Genomic DNA, 17,215 nt, shown 5'->3' with positions numbered 1-17,215 from the left:
TGTTTACGCAGCTCGTTACTGCTCCTGTGCTGGCCGTGAGCCGGGAATGCCACAGCATAATCAACAACAGCCCGCTCAGTGGCCTCATCGGTTCGGTTTTTAAGGTTAGGAGCGCGACGGCTACGATTTATCAACGCATCCACGCCACCTTTATCGGCCAGCTCACGATAACGATAAAACGTATCGCGGGAGACGCCCATGATTTTGCAGGCCTTCGACACGTTGCTGAGTTCTTCAGCCAGATTGAGCAAACCGGCTTTGTGTTTGATAACGGGATTGGTAGTATGAAGCATGAGAGTTACCTCGTGTTTTGTATAAGGATTCGACACCCATATCAAAACCGGTAACTCTCAACCTTTCAAGGCCATGTGTCAGATCAAGTCGCGACTAATACACATCAGCAGGAGGAAGACTTCGCCTTCATGTCGACTTACCGGATGGTTCACATCACGGTTTTAAGCTGTGACACTAGAACTTTCACATGTGAAAGTTAAGGTGCGTTGTGCTCTAAATCCGAAAAGTGTCAGATCTAGTCGCAACTAATACAAATAATAATCATTTCCTACTCAGCATCTTAAATACGTCTAGGGCTTTGGAACAGGTGTGATATAAATAAGGCTCCAGGATGCAAAGCCTTTCGAGCATTACCTCTATTCTAAATATAGCGTCTTCACGAATTGATAGATAAGCCAATTCTGTACACCATTGCCCTATAAATTCAGCCCAGTTATTTTTATCTTCAAATGCAGCAGCTGCAACTAAACCTAATGAAAGATAGTTTTCTGGCTCAGAATCTACATCAATATAATCACGATATAGTCGGCTTAAGATCATAACTGAAGAAGCAATCTTTTCACTTCGAGTCATACAAGCAACTTGTGCCAAACCATTAAGTACCTGATAAACTGAGTCCTTGTCGTTTGCTTCGGCTAATTTGTGCTGTGCACTTTCTAATAGTGAAACTGTACGCTCTAAATGTTTTTCATCAATTTTCCAGAAAAGTGCAGAATTCATCAAAACTCTAAACGATGCTAATGAAACCTCACAACTAACTTGCTCAGCCAGTAAATTCGATATTTCACCGGGCACTTCAGCTGGAACAGAGTTACCTTCCAATGGCCCAGGTAAAAACCAATTCATATTGAATTTTGAACCACTCATAAGCTCTTCTTGTAAACACTTAATCGCCTCACTCTTAGCAGCATCTTGACATGCAATATTTACCCGACCATATAGCTCATTAATGAATTGTTCTGCTGTTAAGTATGTTGGTAACCATCTTGGTTCTTCTATTAGATCAATAAAACTTTGACAGTAAAAATAAAGCCCCCTCTGTTGAGCAGCCCATTGTTCTACTTTGTCAAAGGCAACACTTTCTTCCAATGCAGCTTCAACAATTAAGGCTGACTGGGCAAGAGAAGCGAGGCGCCTGTAGAATGGTGGCTTACCTCTGAATATCTGTAGTCGCGCCAGTTCTCCATCAACAAAAACAGTCATAGAGCAAAGAAGACGTAGATTTTCCAGTGTTTTTACAGATGAAATACTCTCGAAAAGATCCTTAAGAGTAGTATCTAATGAATTGGCAAATTTCAAAACACCGATTTCAAGGCAAGAAACCAAAAGTATTGGATGACAGGTTTCAATTGCCCTCTTTGCGAGAGATTGATACAAAGCTTCGTCAACGATCCCTGTTGAAACAACTCTTGATATTGATTTATGCATACAAACCAATAGCTCATTATCAGTCAGTCCATTTTCTATTCTACCGTCGAAATATTGCTTAAACTCATTGTTACAAAACTCCTCAATATTTTTACTGCCACGATACTTGCCGACAAGTCGTTCATAATAACGAATATCATTCGGAACCAGTGTCGATGCGCTATTTGACGGTCTTTGAAACTCACTCTTTAGTAACTTCTTAATACGGATTGGAGATAAATCCAAATCAAGTAACAAGTCAGATACAGCATCATCACTGACAACCTCCGCCGAAAGCTCAGCTCTCCAGTATTCAATGTCCTCTTTCGAGAGCCAACGATTTTTCGCAACTGTTTCAAATATGCTTAACCGTCTGTCGATATCTCCCAAAAGTGGCCAAAAACTATCATTAACAATCTGCACATCCCCGTTGGTTAGAGAAAAGCCTGAACGTTCACCGGGAAGATTCCGTAACAACCACACATTATGATTAGTATCTTCCAATGAAAATTCCTCCTCGATATTATCAAAAACACTGCGAATAGCCTGAAAAAGAGCTCTTCTAGCAAAGGCATACTCTTTATCACCAAAACTAATAGTCGCATCTGTTCGTAGCCCTAGCTCTTCGCACAATTTAGTATCTGATAGTAGCTCCAACCTCACCGAACTTGGGAATAAATTGAGAGTGTGAGAAACAATATAAGCATGCATAGAGTCCGAGTTACTCATCCTGATCTATCTCCAGTGGATCATTAGCGATACTTTTAATTTGCTGCTTCATCAAATCAATTACATACTTAAAACTCCATGGATCATTGTCCTTCAAGGGCTCCAAAACAAACTCATCCAACCATGCTTTATAGTTATTATTTTGCTTGTCTGACAAATGCTCCGGCGGCATCAGTACAGAATGAACCGCCAAAGCCTCGCCTAAATAGGCCATCCCTTCATTTCCCCTTATTTTATGAGACTGGGCCCATTCCCTATACCCCATAAGCTCATACAACCAGCAGGATCTAGCGCGACTTACTTCGGGAGGAATATCGTCGGACCACTGAGTTCTTATTGCTTTTGCAATCGTCTTCATCGTTTCATGGAGCCACTGGGCATCTCTTGGGAGTTGAACCAAACCACTAATCCTGATCAAAAATAGATTTTCTCTTATCATTCTTAGCTGTTTAGTTGGCTTAAACTTAAACTCACCATCTGACATTACTGAATGATTTAGGTGATATTCAAGCTCTTCGTCGGAAATGCCAACAAACGCTAATCCAAACTCCCGGAGTAATGTCCTTGCTTCAAGCTTCTGTTCTTGAGAGATAAGTCCCTTATGGTGTAGTGTCTCAATAAAGTCTAATGATGTATAAATAGGTGCGGTTCTTCCATCAAATGCAATATCTCGATGCTTATTCATAAATCGGTCATCTATCAAAGCTGAGTCGCATAATTTAAGTGCCTCAAAAAGCTCTTCTGTTGGCTTGGCAAAATTATTATTAGAAGCTGCCACTTGGTCTCTATTTAAAGGCATTTCAGATAGCATAACTTTCCCAGATGTAAGCCCATTGGAAAATAATTTCCTTATATTCTCTATTTTCGAATCTTCCAACTCGATAATTGAACTGTGACTTATCAACGCTCTATACCTATCACGCTCTCCCTTAAATACATACACTTCAAATCCAGCATCGCTAAGTCTATCAAGCATATCAACTGTAATCAGATAGGTAATTGACAGTGAATCTAGAAATAATCGTGCTCCATTGGCCACTTCAAGTTCGACAGGCCACTCTTTCTCATGTTGGTTAAGATAATTTAAGGCCTCAATACACTGAGATTCAGTGATTACGGCCAGTTCTTTGAGTTTTCTGACTAATTGAGAACATGAAGTCAAACAGTGATGAAATGGAGAAAGATCAGCTTCTACCTCCCTAAAGGTACCTCCGACCTTATACACAGGGTAGGAACACACTACTACTGATTGCAACTCATTCGCAGGATTCTCACGCACCTCCTCAAGCATAAACGCAAGCTCTTCACCTACATCTAGTGCCAGCTCAGGATTATTAATTTTTTTCGGGTGAAAAACAGAAATTTTGCCATCAGAAACCAGCCGTTCAAAATACTTTGCCTTTTCAATTTGGCTAGGCTGATGAAAAGCAACTTTCTGCTTCTCTTCAAAAAGCCATCGCATAAAAGAATGCGGGATAATGATTTTCTTAAAACAATCAAACAGTAGGTTTAGTACCCCTGAATTTTCCATCACCAAAGTACTGGAAGCATCGACAGCAACTGTCTCACCAGCAATAACCTGATCCGACCTCGCACCATGAAATACCGGGACTACACTTTTCCGCCTTATATCTTTCGTATTTTTATTCTCTAAGGGCTGGAGAAGATAAAAATCAGACATAGTTCTGTTCAATAGTTCCGCTACTGTAAAAATGGGGGCATCACCATCAAAATAGGCTTTATAGACCCTTTCATTTTTCTCCCTAGACTCGGATATCATATCTTTTAGGTCTTCGAAAGAGGCCTTGTGTAATGGGCCATTTTCATTAGAGAGAACTATTGCCTTATTAAGCCATGCCGATGTTTCTTGATTGTCCTCTGAGCCCATTGTCGTAGCAATGAAATATGATGATGCAAACACTTGAGGATCATCCCGATATTTTCCTGTACAGAACTCAAGTATTTGCTTTGCTCGCCTTGGAGAAATTGCTTTTGCTAAATGGGCAGCCTGTAAGAGGTCATTCGCGTTTAGCTCCTCCCGGCTATTCCAACTATCCTCCACAAAAATGCTGAGCGATTCCCAATCACCGCTGAATATAGACAAGTTAATTTCTAGCGATTTAAGATCAGGTAGTTGTGATTTTGACTGCTTTAATCGAGCAATCTGTTCATGAGCACCACTTAAGTCCCCCTTTCTAAATAGACACCAAGCCCAGTGAGCTTGTAGCCCCTCGCTTCTCTTGACGAGATCCGTCCTATCTGACAGAAATTGATGAAGCTCAGAAAATTTCCCAAGCGAAGAAGCAGCGTTACAGACTCTGATAGCATCAGATTCCTGACCAGTGCGGTCAAAAAGCTCCCTGCAATATAAGTAGTATCTGTCCCCTCGATTGTTCCTTTCTAACAAATTAACCAAATGAGCAAGATCACTTGTAGCTTCACTTTGTTGATATTGGGTTATTGCTAATGCAACAGGGTCTGCGCCCTTGGCTAAATCGATAATATTTTGCAAATTCCTGACTTCGACATCGGACGCCCCTGAATCCCCGGCTTTATCTAAAAGCTGTTGTGCATCATCAACCAACCCTGACTTCGCTAATGCCTCTATTTCTAGCATACTGATTGCAACAGAATTAACGCTCCTTTCTATTTGATGTCTATGGCGGCTGATATAATCCACTGCTGCCGATATTGGTTTTTGTGTCTGAGCCAATACAAACCGTGCTAAACCGATAATTGCGTTATTCGCTGGACCTAGTGCTGTCTGTCTATTTACCTCATTTTCAATAGACTCAAAATCAATATCAATTCCAAAAGCAAATGCCAATGGCAAATATTCAAGCGTTTTTTGATTGTAACTTACGAAGTAGCTCTGAAGTTCAGCAATTGCCTGTTCGTGAGTTTCACTGTTTCTAAGTTGTAACCACAGTACATACTGATCCGAAATATTCGCTACATCTTCAGCGCCCAGATGTCGTGCACGAACCGAGCAAACCTTGAATAGCTCGACAGCTCGATTTCTAAGTAATATAGATTCAGAATCATCAGCCAAAGGAAAGCGATCTGCTGCTAAGGGGATATAAGTCAATACACTCTCACGGAGCTCAACTGCCTTAATTGCATTTACCAAGAACGTAAACGCAGAAAGCTGCGCCAGTGCTGGTGAAATAGATAAGGATTCGTCATCTATCTTTTGAACTACATCTAAAGCCTTTTCCCATTGATGCTCTGTCAACAACACAGAGAGCAAAACGACTTTTCCATCATTATCTACATCGTGAAGGCTTAATCCTGCACTTTCAAACCAGCCCAAAACAGCTTTGATTCCGTCTACTGTTTTTTTAATCATAAAGAAGGCGGCATAATTTGATGGGCTACTTACCTTGAGCAGACCAGAAGCCGCATCTACATTGTTCGATTTAATAGCATCAATAAAGGCCTGCGCTATTACCGCCTCTTCCGTTTCACACAGTTTTTTCGAGCTTGACAACCATTTTTCAGCTAACTCGGCTCTTTCCCCTATGCACAAATATCGTGCAAGTAGCGCTAACGCTCTAGCTTTTGCTTGTGGTGTGCCACCGGACAGCTCTCCATCAATAATGCTTTCTGCTAAAGCAGTCGCTTTTTCTTCCTTAGGAAAAGAACCGAAGAATCGCAGAAATGTAATTTCGCTAGTAAGCTCTTCTATCCTTTCATCTTGAAGATGCTGGGCTCCAAAACCAGCGCCCCTCATTTTATCAACTATCAAATCTGCTGTTTGTTTTGGATGATCTTTAACTGTATCCAGTAGCTTCTTTTCACTGTCCTGCCGCATTGATTTAATTTGAAGCCACACCTCAATCAAATAAATCGATAGGCTTAACCCAATTAAAACCCACCCGGTTATAAACATTGGTGTTGATATTGGTCCACTATATTCTGGAAGAACTTTCTGGTGGCTCAAAAACCAATTTAGAATATCCAGCCATAAAGGAGGATTCAGGATACCGACACCAGCCAACAACAACGGTACACTTAGCGCTTTCGCTAATGAAGGTCTAAACAGTACAACTAAAAACTTTATGTTTTTCCACACAACATCCCGATCAATATTCATGATGTTCTAGACTCTCCCTGAAGGTGGAATTTCTTTGTCAAACGGCCGGAGGATTTTCGCAGTTTCAGTATTAGAAGGCAGCTCAGCTCCCTCTAACGGGGCTTTATCAACGCCGACCATCTGTATACCTTTCTGCCGCACGTGGAAGGCGATTTGTTGCCAGCGACGTAACCATTGAGCTTCTTTTCTCTTGTAGGCTTCTAGTTCCGCTTTGAGGCGATCCACCTCTACCTGAAGCTCTTCCGCCTCTTTCGTTGCCTGCGCTTTGGTTTTCACGAGGCCACCCGACAATGCTTGTTTGGCATTGTCATAAGCGGCTTTAATTTCAGATTTGGCTTGGAGTGACTGACGACTAAAGCCAAAACGTTCTTCTAGAACAGCCCAGGTGAGTTTTGCTCCAAGCTCGCCAAGTGCCCAGCGATCCAAATCAGCTACGATTGTATTGATGTCACTATCGGACATGCGCCTGAAGCGCTTAACCATGCTCTACCTCGTTTAAATATTGTTCGGGATCAAAGTGCTCCACCCCGTTATCAGCCAGTTGCACAGCCAGCGTTTTGAGTTTTTTATCGTTATGAGCTATCCAATCAGCGCTCTTTTTGGGCTTGTTACTACTTAATTGTTTCTCAGCATTTTTTCGGGCCAATGCGGTAAGGGCATATTGGCGCTTCTGCTCGTCCAGCCTACCCTTGTCATCCTTGACCCACACGTAGTCTTTACAATCTGCCGAACATTGTAAATGGCGCTCGCAGGGTGTTTGAGAAAAGTTGTGGACGCAGATACCTGTACCGACATCATGCACAGCCTGAATGCGTGCTTTAAGAATGGCATCCTGTACTTCTACCGGAACTACTTTGAGTTGCTCAGCCAATAGACCACCGACCAAGCCTTTTTTGATATCTTCGCGGAGCATCAGTGCACGTTTTTCGCGGGATGTATGCTGATAGGCTTTGGTGTCCTTGGGATTGGTTCGCCCAAACCATTCGGTTTGCAGAAGATCACTTAACCCACCTTCATCAAGTAAAGTATTGAGCGTGTGGCGGAAGTGGTGACTGGTAAAATCTACCTCGATACTATTGGAAGCGTATTCAGCAGCAAGAGCAGGGAAATAACGGAGAAATGTGGTGAACATAGACTGGCTACAACTTGTAGCAAGCCAGTGTGCGTAGCTCCCACTGGAAAGACCCAAATGCCTGATAAATAAAAGATCTTTAAGATAGTATTCTTTACCAAATTGGTCCGTATGGATGACTGTCAGATAAGCATCCGAGAAGTTGCGATGACAGTATTTAACTAACCCATTTTTGTCAGTGTAATAAATAGGGTTTGCAGGCTTTACCCCCTGCTTACTCAATGCACTATGATCTGACCACGCGAGGTTTTGTTTCCTGAGCCAGCCAGTGCTGCTCAAAACGGTATGACTGATCCCAAATTCAGTTAAATCAGCCGTATATAGCTTTTTATCTTCCTGTATGGCGTCTAAAAACCTAATATCAGGCCCACCAACTTTGTACATTTCTTCCGCTGTTGAACGCGCTTCAAATGTAATTTCCACTAACTCAACGAGCACGTCACCGACGATGGTGGTCACTTCTGACGGCAAGTAAAGTCTACGCTTAGGTGTGAAAACGTCACCACGACTTGCCTTTCGCGGAAAGAATTCGATATAGGCATTACCCTCTTCATCAATAGACAACTGCTGATTGGGTAATAGTGAAACCTCACTGAATCGTCTTCCTGTGCAAGCAAGTAGTGTCAACATCAGAATATAGAAGCGATACTTATGATCTTGGGGAACTTTTAAGTAGAGTTCACCAATGACTCGAAACACAGAGGAATCGACAAGCTTGTCCGACTTCGTCTCCAGAACCTCTGGATCATCCAACCTTTTGTGATTTATCCCTCCCGTGCTCGCTGGCCGCCTCATCCTAGCGTATTTGTACTGCAATAAAACCCGACATAGACCATTCGAATCACAATGCGCTGCGAACTCTGCAACATGCTTGTGAAGGTTGTAGGCGGTGGTTTCACTGTAGTGTTTTGAGATTAAACCGGACGCATTATCCAGAGCCTCTGGCGTAAGCCCAACTAACTCCTGCCCTAACTGTTTAGCTGCAAATGAGACATATCCAACCGCGGTTATGAAATTGCGCTGATTCGGTGCTGATTGATGTTTTCTGTGGAACCTGAGAACAAACAACGCTTTGGCAACCAGTTCCCAGCAACCGACTAGTGGCTCAGAACCCAGCCTCGGTGACAGCGAAAAACCAAAAGAAGCTGATTTCGTGTTTTTACCAGTCAACTTGACTAGGCGCCCTGCATTGACTTGCCACTCGGGGTCATCCCAAACAACCGACTCAAACCCTTCAAGCTTCATTAGCTTTGCTTTGTCGATTAAAGATTTTAGGTTTTCATTCCTGTCACGCTCCAGACGATCGAGGAAAGGGACGACCTTGGCCTTGCGATTAGAGCGACCATCAGACATTGCGACCCCCTTCCTCACAGAGTTTGGCCACTTGTGCAACCGCAGCGATCACCTCGTCAAGCTGTATGCCTAATCGCGCATTCTCGTACTTTTTTAAACGCTCTTTGCGACCGGCCAGCAGGCACTCCAAGACATGCTCATGAGCAGCATGACGATATGGCTGAAACTTGGGGCACAAATAACATGAGTAAGGGGGATCAAGATGGCAGACACTGGATTCACCACATACACCAATATCTGCTTGATCGGCAGGGTTTTGATCATCTACAAACGTTAGGTGCTTGTCATCTCGCTCACCATTGACGGCATCTTCATCACTATCGATTAGCCTGCCTTTGAAAAAATTAAGGTACTTCGAGAAGCCTTTCGCGGTTGCTTTGTCTAGGTGCTCAACTATTCTGCCAGCCATCTCAAAATAGACATTCACGTGCTGGGTATCGGTATGATCCAGAATTCTGGCCAGCTCACGCTTACTGATTCCCTCAGCTGCTAAACCAGTTGCCAAGGTATAGCGCAACCGCCTTGGCGTAACGCGCATTAACTCGTCAGTAAGCGGCGAGATAATGTTGTGACGTTTTACGAACGCACTAAGCAAACGCGCTATATCGCTGCTTGTCAGATTAAATACGTTATCAATGTCTTTGGATAAAATGGCCGATTTGTTTCCATTCCTGTTAATAAGCAATGGTCGCTCTTCCGGATTCACAAAGGCCCTATCTGCAAAGCTCAGCGGTACCAACTTACTGATTTCGATCAGCTGCTCAATCATGGCACCAAAATGCGGATCGAGATATTCATCCAAAAGATCGTCTCTTGGATTTACAAATCGCTTTTTAATTCTCGGCATGCGAATGATGTAGCAGGGGTCCTCACCTCCGGGAACCAGACATTCAAAATCAGACTCATGCAGAAAAGTTAAGTTAGCTGGGTTGCGTCCAAATGCTATTGAGAGCGCAACCACAACCCTCTGCTGCAAATACTCTAATGATCGCCCCTCATCCGATTTAAGTGCATTGATTAATAGAGGTAGCTCAAGAGACTTGTGCAGCGGACCACTTTCGGGATCTTCCATCCGAACAGCCTCACCTTTCGGATTCCCTGGCAACTCTAATGCCTCAAGTTCTTGCGCATAAATTTCCGAAAAGCCACATTCTGGCTTGTTGTCCGCGCTCCAAATGTACCACTGTATGGGCCTGTACATTACCCACAACCTTTTTCGTGAGCGGGCGCGATTGATAGCGGTTTCAAACAGACCAATTAAGTGCGACTCTGTATCAACTTGAGATACTGGGCTCCCCCAATTTCTCAGAACTTCTCTCCAAACATCCTGATACGCAGCATAACCAGCATGGGTAGATATTCGTTTAAGTCGGTCAGCAACATGGTCTTTGAACGCTTCTCTGATTTCGGAGTTAGTTATCTTTGTGAAATTCAGAGTTGAATTATCCCTCGCAGAATAGGGCAATCTCCAAGTATCACCAGATATATCAACTTCCTTTCCTTCACGGGTAATTAGCTTCTCTATCTCAGGCCAAGACTGCTCGACGGCCTGAGGTTTCGATAATCTAGTATTCAATCCGGCGTCCTCCCTGACACTATTTCAGCCTGGTACCGCTTCAGTGACTTGATTGCCTGTTCTTCCACTGCTTGGGCTATGTAAGTATCTTGTGAATCCAAACTACTATCGCCACGAAGCAAGGCTAGGGCTTCCCTTCTGCGCTGCTCATCCATTCCTGAAGCACGCAACACCCGTTCAAGCCGGGATGAGAATGTATGCCTGAGAGACTTGGCCGTTAAGTTCTCAGGAAGATCGTCTGCGTATTGCGATCGCAACAATTGAAAGAACTGTGTAATTGAGGATTGCGACAAAGGCGAACCCTCATCACTCAAGATTAAATAGTCTGATTCGTCTTGGCTTTTACTTTCAAGCACTTCACGCCAAGTAACAATGTACTCATTCAAAGCAAATGCAAGCTGCCTATTCTCAATCGGGATGACTCGACCATTGCGCTTTATTTGAGGTCTCGGTCGTCTTACATCTAGTGGGTCCGCAGGTCTACGCTCAACCTTTATCGCCGAAATCGCACCAACCTGGACATCCTCTACCCTGAGGCTAAGCAGCTCACCTGGCCTTAAGCCACAAAATAGCATCAGCCCAACAGATACATAATTTCTAAATTTTACAGCAGGATCTCGTCCAAATCCCTGCTCAGCATCGGGATGCAACACGGCAAGCAGGAAGTCAACCTCTAGCTCATTTAACCCCTTACGAAGGCTTTTTTTCATTGGTGTGGCAGACATAAAGCTACCATCCAGCATTTTTAGAAAAAATGACTTTCGCTCTCTCAAACGTTCATAGTCTAGGGAAGACAACGGCAACTGACTTATCAATACGTCCATGCACCAACTAATAAATTGTCTGATAGTCGTTAACCGTTGATTGAAGGTATTAGGTGCTATTACTCTTATACGCCCATTGGCCTGATCATTTCTTAACGCTTCGACCAAGCCACCTTTTAATTCTGCTTCGTTGAATGAGTTCTGAGCCAGCAATTTCGTAGATAGGTCACAATTCGATTTATCCAGCCAGCGATAGAGCACTGAAAGCTCTCTCAAATTCCGAACCAATGTATTTGTGCTGAGGGAGCGTCTGGCAAGAATAAACTCATTAGGTAAGACAACAGGCATACCAGAATCATCCAGCATCATTGGTATCTGTTCGCCCGTTTCGTGTGTGACTAGCTCTATTTTCATTGCACCACCCTTATTGACAAAATAAGAGTAGCTACAAACTTTTATCTTCACAACTTTTAAAGTTATACGATTTTATAAAAACACAAAGTCACATAAAACTAAAAAGCCCTTCAAATGTTGACACACTTAAAGGGCTTAATTTTTCACTTTTATTCTGTAAAACCAATTAGTTAATTAGACTAACTTAATAATTGTTTAACAGTAATTACTTTATGTCATTCAGAACGGGATATCGTCGTCAAAGTCCATTGGCGGTTCGTTGGATGGTGCTGCCGGAGCCTGTTGCTGCGGGCGAGACTGCGCGCCACCGCTAAACTGGTTGCCGCCCTGCGGCTGCTGAGGCTGGCCCCAACCACCCTGCTGCTGACCGCCGCCTGCCGGCGCGCCGGTGCCCTGCTGACGACCGCCGAGCATTTGCATCGTGCCGCCAACGTTAACCACCACCTCAGTGGTATATTTGTCCTGCCCGGATTGGTCTGTCCACTTGCGGGTACGCAACTGGCCTTCAATATAAACCTGAGAACCTTTACGCAGATACTCACCAGCTACTTCCGCCAGTTTGCCAAACAGCACAACGCGGTGCCATTCAGTCTGCTCTTTCATCTCACCGGTCACTTTATCACGCCAGGATTCGGAAGTAGCCAGCGTAATGTTGGCAACCGCACCACCACTCGGCATGTAGCGAACTTCCGGGTCCTGGCCCAGATTACCGACGAGAATCACCTTGTTTACGCCTCTGCTGGCCATGTCTGTGTCTCCTGAATACGATTCTTGATTAAGTGTAAACGCGCGAGTGTATCATTTCCAGGGGGTCATTTGATAGCTGGGAAGTGTGTTCCGGATATCACGCGCGGGCTGACATTGTTACATAGCTTGCCGGAAAATGCATTCGAACACTGTATATTCAAACAGGTTAAATTGTGTCATAATTAGCCGTTTCCGCCGTTTGTCCTTCAAGCAAACCAGGCAATCCGCGTATCTACCGGGAAAGGTGAATGGATAAGATCGAAGTTCGGGGCGCCCGCACCCACAATCTCAAAAATATCAACCTCGTCATCCCACGCGACAAACTGATTGTCGTTACCGGGCTTTCGGGTTCAGGCAAATCCTCACTGGCTTTCGACACGTTGTACGCCGAAGGACAGCGTCGTTACGTTGAATCGCTCTCCGCCTACGCGCGGCAGTTCCTGTCGCTGATGGAAAAGCCGGACGTCGACCATATCGAAGGGCTGTCGCCGGCGATTTCCATTGAACAGAAATCGACCTCCCACAACCCGCGTTCGACGGTAGGTACCATTACCGAAATTCACGACTACCTGCGTCTGCTGTACGCACGCGTCGGCGAACCCCGCTGCCCGGATCACGACGTCCCGCTGGCGGCGCAGACCGTCAGCCAGATGGTGGATAATGTGCTTTCTCAGCCTGAAGGCCAGCGTCTGATGCTGCTGGCGCCGATCATTAAAGAGCGCAAAGGCGAGCACAGCAAAACGCTGGAAAACCTCGCCGGGCAGGGCTACATCCGCGCGCGGATCGACGGCGAAGTGTGCGATCTCTCCGATCCGCCAAAGCTGGAGTTGCAGAAGAAACACACGATCGAGGTGGTTATTGACCGCTTTAAAGTACGTGAAGATCTCAGCACCCGTCTGGCCGAGTCTTTTGAAACCGCGCTGGAGCTCTCCGGCGGCACCGCGATCGTCGCCAATATGGATGATCCAAAAGCGGAAGAGCTGCTGTTCTCCGCCAACTTCGCCTGCCCGATTTGTGGCTACAGCATGCGTGAACTGGAACCGCGCCTGTTCTCCTTCAACAACCCGGCTGGCGCTTGCCCGACCTGCGATGGCCTGGGCGTACAGCAATATTTCGACCCTGAACGCGTCATTCAAAATCCTGAACTCTCGCTGGCTGGCGGGGCTATCCGCGGCTGGGATCGGCGGAATTTCTACTATTTCCAGATGCTGAAATCGCTGGCGGAGCATTATAAGTTCGACGTGGAAGCCCCCTGGGGAACCCTGGAGGCCAGCGTGCAGAAGGTCGTGCTGTATGGTTCAGGTAAGGAAAACATTGAATTCAAATACATGAACGATCGCGGCGACACCTCCGTGCGCCGCCATCCGTTCGAGGGCGTGCTGCACAACATGGAGCGCCGCTATAAAGAGACGGAATCCAGCGCGGTACGGGAAGAGTTGGCGAAGTTCATCAGCAACCGTCCATGCACCAGCTGCGACGGCACTCGCCTGCGTCGCGAAGCGCGGCACGTGTTCGTCGAAAATACGCCGTTGCCGACCATCTCAGATATGAGCATTGGCCACGCGATGGCGTTTTTCAACAATCTGAAGCTCTCCGGTCAGCGCGCGCAAATCGCCGAGAAAGTGCTGAAAGAGATTGGCGATCGCCTGAAATTCCTCGTCAACGTCGGCCTGAACTATCTGACCCTTTCCCGCTCGGCGGAAACCCTCTCCGGCGGCGAGGCCCAGCGTATCCGCCTCGCCAGCCAGATTGGCGCAGGCCTGGTGGGCGTGATGTACGTGCTGGATGAGCCCTCTATCGGCCTGCACCAGCGCGATAACGAACGACTGCTCGGCACGTTGATCCACCTGCGTAACCTCGGCAACACCGTTATCGTCGTCGAGCACGATGAAGACGCGATTCGCGCCGCCGACCACGTTATCGACATCGGCCCTGGGGCAGGTGTCCACGGCGGTCAGGTGGTGGCTGAAGGTAAACTGGAAGAGATTATGGCTGTGCCGGAATCCCTGACCGGCCAGTTCATGAGCGGTAAACGCAAAATTGAGGTGCCAAAACAGCGCGTTCCCGCCAATCCGGAGAAAGTGCTGAAGCTGAGCGGCGCACGCGGTAACAACCTGAAAGACGTCACGCTGACGCTGCCGGTGGGCCTCTTTACCTGCATTACCGGCGTATCCGGCTCAGGTAAATCGACGCTGATTAACGATACGCTGTTCCCGATCGCCCAGCGCCAGCTTAACGGCGCGACCATTGCCGAACCCGCGCCGTATCGTGATATTCAGGGGCTGGAACATTTCGACAAGGTGATCGACATTGACCAGAGCCCTATCGGCCGTACGCCGCGTTCCAATCCGGCCACCTACACCGGCGTCTTTACGCCAGTGCGTGAACTGTTTGCAGGCGTACCGGAATCACGTTCACGCGGCTACACGCCGGGCCGTTTCAGCTTCAACGTGCGCGGCGGCCGTTGTGAAGCCTGCCAGGGCGATGGCGTAATCAAAGTCGAGATGCACTTCCTGCCGGATATTTACGTGCCCTGCGATCAGTGCAAAGGCAAACGCTATAACCGCGAAACGCTGGAGATTAAGTACAAAGGCAAAACGATCCATGAAGTGCTGGATATGACTATCGAAGAAGCACGTGAGTTCTTCGACGCGGTTCCGGCGCTGGCGCGTAAGCTGCAAACGCTGATGGATGTAGGGCTGACCTATATTCGTCTCGGTCAGTCGGCCACCACGCTCTCCGGCGGCGAGGCCCAGCGCGTCAAGCTGGCGCGAGAATTGTCGAAACGCGGTACCGGGCAAACGCTGTATATTCTTGATGAGCCGACTACCGGGCTGCACTTCGCCGATATTCAGCAACTGCTGGAGGTACTGCACCAGTTGCGCGATCAGGGCAACACTATCGTGGTGATTGAGCACAATCTGGATGTCATTAAGACGGCGGACTGGATTGTCGATCTCGGCCCGGAGGGCGGCAGCGGCGGTGGTGAAATCCTCGTTGCCGGTACGCCAGAAACGGTTGCCGAGTGTGAAGCTTCCTATACCGCTCGCTTCCTTAAGCCGATGTTGAAGTAACTTCACCAGCCTCTTCTCTCTTCGGGAAGAGGCGTTATCTCACCTTATTTTTGCCGCTGATATTGAGTGATTTTCACTCGGACAACATCCGGCATCAGGGCTATACGCCAGATGGCGCTGCTGACTGGAATTTTATGATAATAGTCTGCGCTTACTCTCGGGAAGCGTATCGAGCGCCTGCTGGTATGAAGCGTCAACCAGGTAGTAAATCTGCGAATCCGGCAGGGAACCGTCAAGAAACACCGTACTCCAGTGAGCTTTATTCAGATGTTTACTGGGGCGGACATCACGATGCTGCTCCCGCAAGAGTTCCGCCAGCTTCGGACTGGCTTTTAACGATACCGCAGGCCGGTTATCTTCAACCTCTTTTACCATTGCAAACAGGACATCCCCCACTTTGATCTGTGTGGCTTTCCAGTCGCTATGCACGCTTTGCTCCGCGCCCGGTTTTGCCATGCAGTACATCAAGAGTTCCGAAATTGTCATTTTTATTCCCCCATGAGCGTCGCAATAATATGGCGCGATCCGCCGTGAATACGATGCTCCCCCAGCCAGATACCCTGCCAGGTTCCCAGACTGACGCGCCCATCCTGCACAGGCAGCATCAGCGATACGCCGAGCATCGACGACTTAATGTGCGAGGGCATATCATCGGGACCTTCATAATCGTGTTCATACGGCGCGTTATCCGGCACGGCATGGAGAAAATGTTGCTCCATATCGTTGCGGACGGTCGGATCGCAGTTTTCATTGAGCGTCAGGGAAGCGGATGTATGCTGGAGCAGCAAATGCAGCAGGCCCGTTTTCACCCGCGACAGTTGGCGAATTTGGCCCACAATTTCATCAGTTACCAGGTGAAAACCCCTGGCTTTCGGGCCTAATATCAGGGTTTGCTGATGCCACATAAACGACTCCTTTTAGCAATAAATCTTCTTAAGTGTGCAGCAATAAGTGAAAAGGTAAAACCTTTGGCACGCTAATTTTGCACAAAAAAACGGCAGCTTAAGTGACCAATGCCGTTCACTTAAGCAAATCATCGGTGTTGTCTTTTGTTTTATTTGCCTGTGGCAAACGCATTATCGGTGGTTTAAACGAAAATCTGATTCGGTTGATTCACTAACTGAGCTGATACGGGCTGAATGAAATATAAAGGATATAACTTTTTTATGATTTTCAGCCTCTGAAAAGCCACTGACGAATAACGGACTCACCGCATGGGGGTTGGGCGCATCAAGGAAACCTGGCGAGAACGCAGGCGCGCATCCAGGACTGGCCGCCAGGACGGCGGCCAGAGGGCGGGTCGAGACAGGGACAAAATTGCCGGGAGCAATTTTGAACAGCGCTTGCGCTGGCCCTGGAAGGGCGAGTCCCAGGGATGGGACGAGTAGCGTCGAGTCCCGCCCGGTCCGCCAGATGAAGCCGGAGTGGAGCGGACCGCGCAGCGGCAGGTTTTCAGCGCAATGCCGGGGGTGCAGGGGGACGGGCGAAACGTCCCCCTGCCCGTTCACACGCTGTGGATATAACGAATATCCGCGTATTTATCGTGAACGGAACAGACCACGGAATCTGAATGGGTGAAAACGAAAAATGCGTCATGCTCGCCAGAACCACCGATTAACGGAACCGCTC

General features: G+C 46.9%; 11 protein-coding genes. 1 reads left to right on the top strand and 10 read right to left on the bottom strand.

Annotation, left to right across the window (positions count from 1 at the left end; all coding sequences use genetic code 11):
* From FE839_RS23455 to ssb1, 8 genes are all read right to left on the bottom strand, one after another.
* Positions 1 to 293, bottom strand: a 293-nt coding sequence (locus FE839_RS23455; protein ID WP_138363138.1) for a helix-turn-helix domain-containing protein, incomplete at its 3' end; no start/stop codon positions are given.
* A 262-nt stretch (positions 294 to 555) separates the two neighbouring features.
* Positions 556 to 2,430, bottom strand: a complete 1,875-nt coding sequence (locus tag FE839_RS23450; RefSeq protein WP_138363137.1) for a hypothetical protein — start codon at positions 2,428 to 2,430, stop codon at positions 556 to 558.
* Positions 2,423 to 6,526, bottom strand: a complete 4,104-nt coding sequence (locus tag FE839_RS23445; protein ID WP_138363136.1) for an HTH domain-containing protein — start codon at positions 6,524 to 6,526, stop codon at positions 2,423 to 2,425. Before FE839_RS23445 ends, FE839_RS23450 begins: the two co-directional genes overlap by 8 nt.
* A 6-nt stretch (positions 6,527 to 6,532) precedes the next feature.
* Positions 6,533 to 7,009: a protein kinase gene (locus FE839_RS23440; RefSeq protein WP_138363135.1), complete on the bottom strand. Its 477-nt coding sequence runs from the start codon at positions 7,007 to 7,009 to the stop codon at positions 6,533 to 6,535.
* Entirely contained in the window at positions 7,002 to 9,011 is a 2,010-nt protein-coding gene (locus tag FE839_RS23435) for an integrase (protein WP_138363134.1), read from the bottom strand. Before FE839_RS23435 ends, FE839_RS23440 begins: the two co-directional genes overlap by 8 nt.
* A complete protein-coding gene (locus tag FE839_RS23430; RefSeq protein ID WP_138363133.1) occupies positions 9,004 to 10,587 on the bottom strand; it encodes a site-specific integrase in 1,584 nt (527 codons plus the stop codon). The genes FE839_RS23435 and FE839_RS23430 overlap by 8 nt, the downstream gene beginning before the upstream one ends.
* Complete coding sequence (locus tag FE839_RS23425; protein ID WP_138363132.1) at positions 10,584 to 11,765, bottom strand: tyrosine-type recombinase/integrase; 1,182 nt, start codon at positions 11,763 to 11,765, stop codon at positions 10,584 to 10,586. Before FE839_RS23425 ends, FE839_RS23430 begins: the two co-directional genes overlap by 4 nt.
* A 219-nt stretch (positions 11,766 to 11,984) precedes the next feature.
* Positions 11,985 to 12,512 (bottom strand): single-stranded DNA-binding protein SSB1, encoded by a 528-nt coding sequence (gene ssb1 / locus FE839_RS23420; RefSeq protein WP_138363131.1) that lies wholly within the window; start codon positions 12,510 to 12,512, stop codon positions 11,985 to 11,987.
* 248 nt (positions 12,513 to 12,760) lie between these two features.
* Here ssb1 and uvrA point away from each other — a divergent pair, with 248 nt between their 5' ends.
* Entirely contained in the window at positions 12,761 to 15,586 is a 2,826-nt protein-coding gene (gene uvrA, locus FE839_RS23415; protein WP_138363130.1) for an excinuclease ABC subunit UvrA, read from the top strand.
* 132 nt (positions 15,587 to 15,718) lie between these two features.
* Here the strand turns inward: uvrA and FE839_RS23410 are convergent, their stop codons facing one another.
* Positions 15,719 to 16,072, bottom strand: coding sequence for an MmcQ/YjbR family DNA-binding protein (locus FE839_RS23410; RefSeq protein WP_138363129.1), 354 nt, complete (start codon positions 16,070 to 16,072; stop codon positions 15,719 to 15,721).
* A gap of 2 nt (positions 16,073 to 16,074) precedes the next feature.
* Positions 16,075 to 16,491, bottom strand: coding sequence for a secondary thiamine-phosphate synthase enzyme YjbQ (locus FE839_RS23405; protein ID WP_138363128.1), 417 nt, complete (start codon positions 16,489 to 16,491; stop codon positions 16,075 to 16,077).
* Positions 16,492 to 17,215: the final 724 nt, after the last annotated feature.

It is taken from the genome of Klebsiella indica (genome assembly GCF_005860775.1).
Taxonomy (GTDB): Bacteria; Pseudomonadota; Gammaproteobacteria; order Enterobacterales; family Enterobacteriaceae; genus Klebsiella; species Klebsiella indica.
The sequence above is the reverse complement of the archived record's forward strand: the minus strand, read 5'-3'. Positions and strand labels throughout refer to the sequence as shown.

Coding starts and splice junctions, on each gene's coding strand:
- FE839_RS23450 (WP_138363137.1), bottom strand. CDS start 2,430: ATGAGTAACTCGGACTCTATGCATGCTTATATTGTTTCTCACACTCTC.
- FE839_RS23445 (WP_138363136.1), bottom strand. CDS start 6,526: ATGAATATTGATCGGGATGTTGTGTGGAAAAACATAAAGTTTTTAGTT.
- FE839_RS23440 (WP_138363135.1), bottom strand. CDS start 7,009: ATGGTTAAGCGCTTCAGGCGCATGTCCGATAGTGACATCAATACAATC.
- FE839_RS23435 (WP_138363134.1), bottom strand. CDS start 9,011: ATGTCTGATGGTCGCTCTAATCGCAAGGCCAAGGTCGTCCCTTTCCTC.
- FE839_RS23425 (WP_138363132.1), bottom strand. CDS start 11,765: ATGAAAATAGAGCTAGTCACACACGAAACGGGCGAACAGATACCAATG.
- ssb1 (WP_138363131.1), bottom strand. CDS start 12,512: ATGGCCAGCAGAGGCGTAAACAAGGTGATTCTCGTCGGTAATCTGGGC.
- uvrA (WP_138363130.1), top strand. CDS start 12,761: ATGGATAAGATCGAAGTTCGGGGCGCCCGCACCCACAATCTCAAAAAT.
- FE839_RS23410 (WP_138363129.1), bottom strand. CDS start 16,072: ATGACAATTTCGGAACTCTTGATGTACTGCATGGCAAAACCGGGCGCG.
- FE839_RS23405 (WP_138363128.1), bottom strand. CDS start 16,491: ATGTGGCATCAGCAAACCCTGATATTAGGCCCGAAAGCCAGGGGTTTT.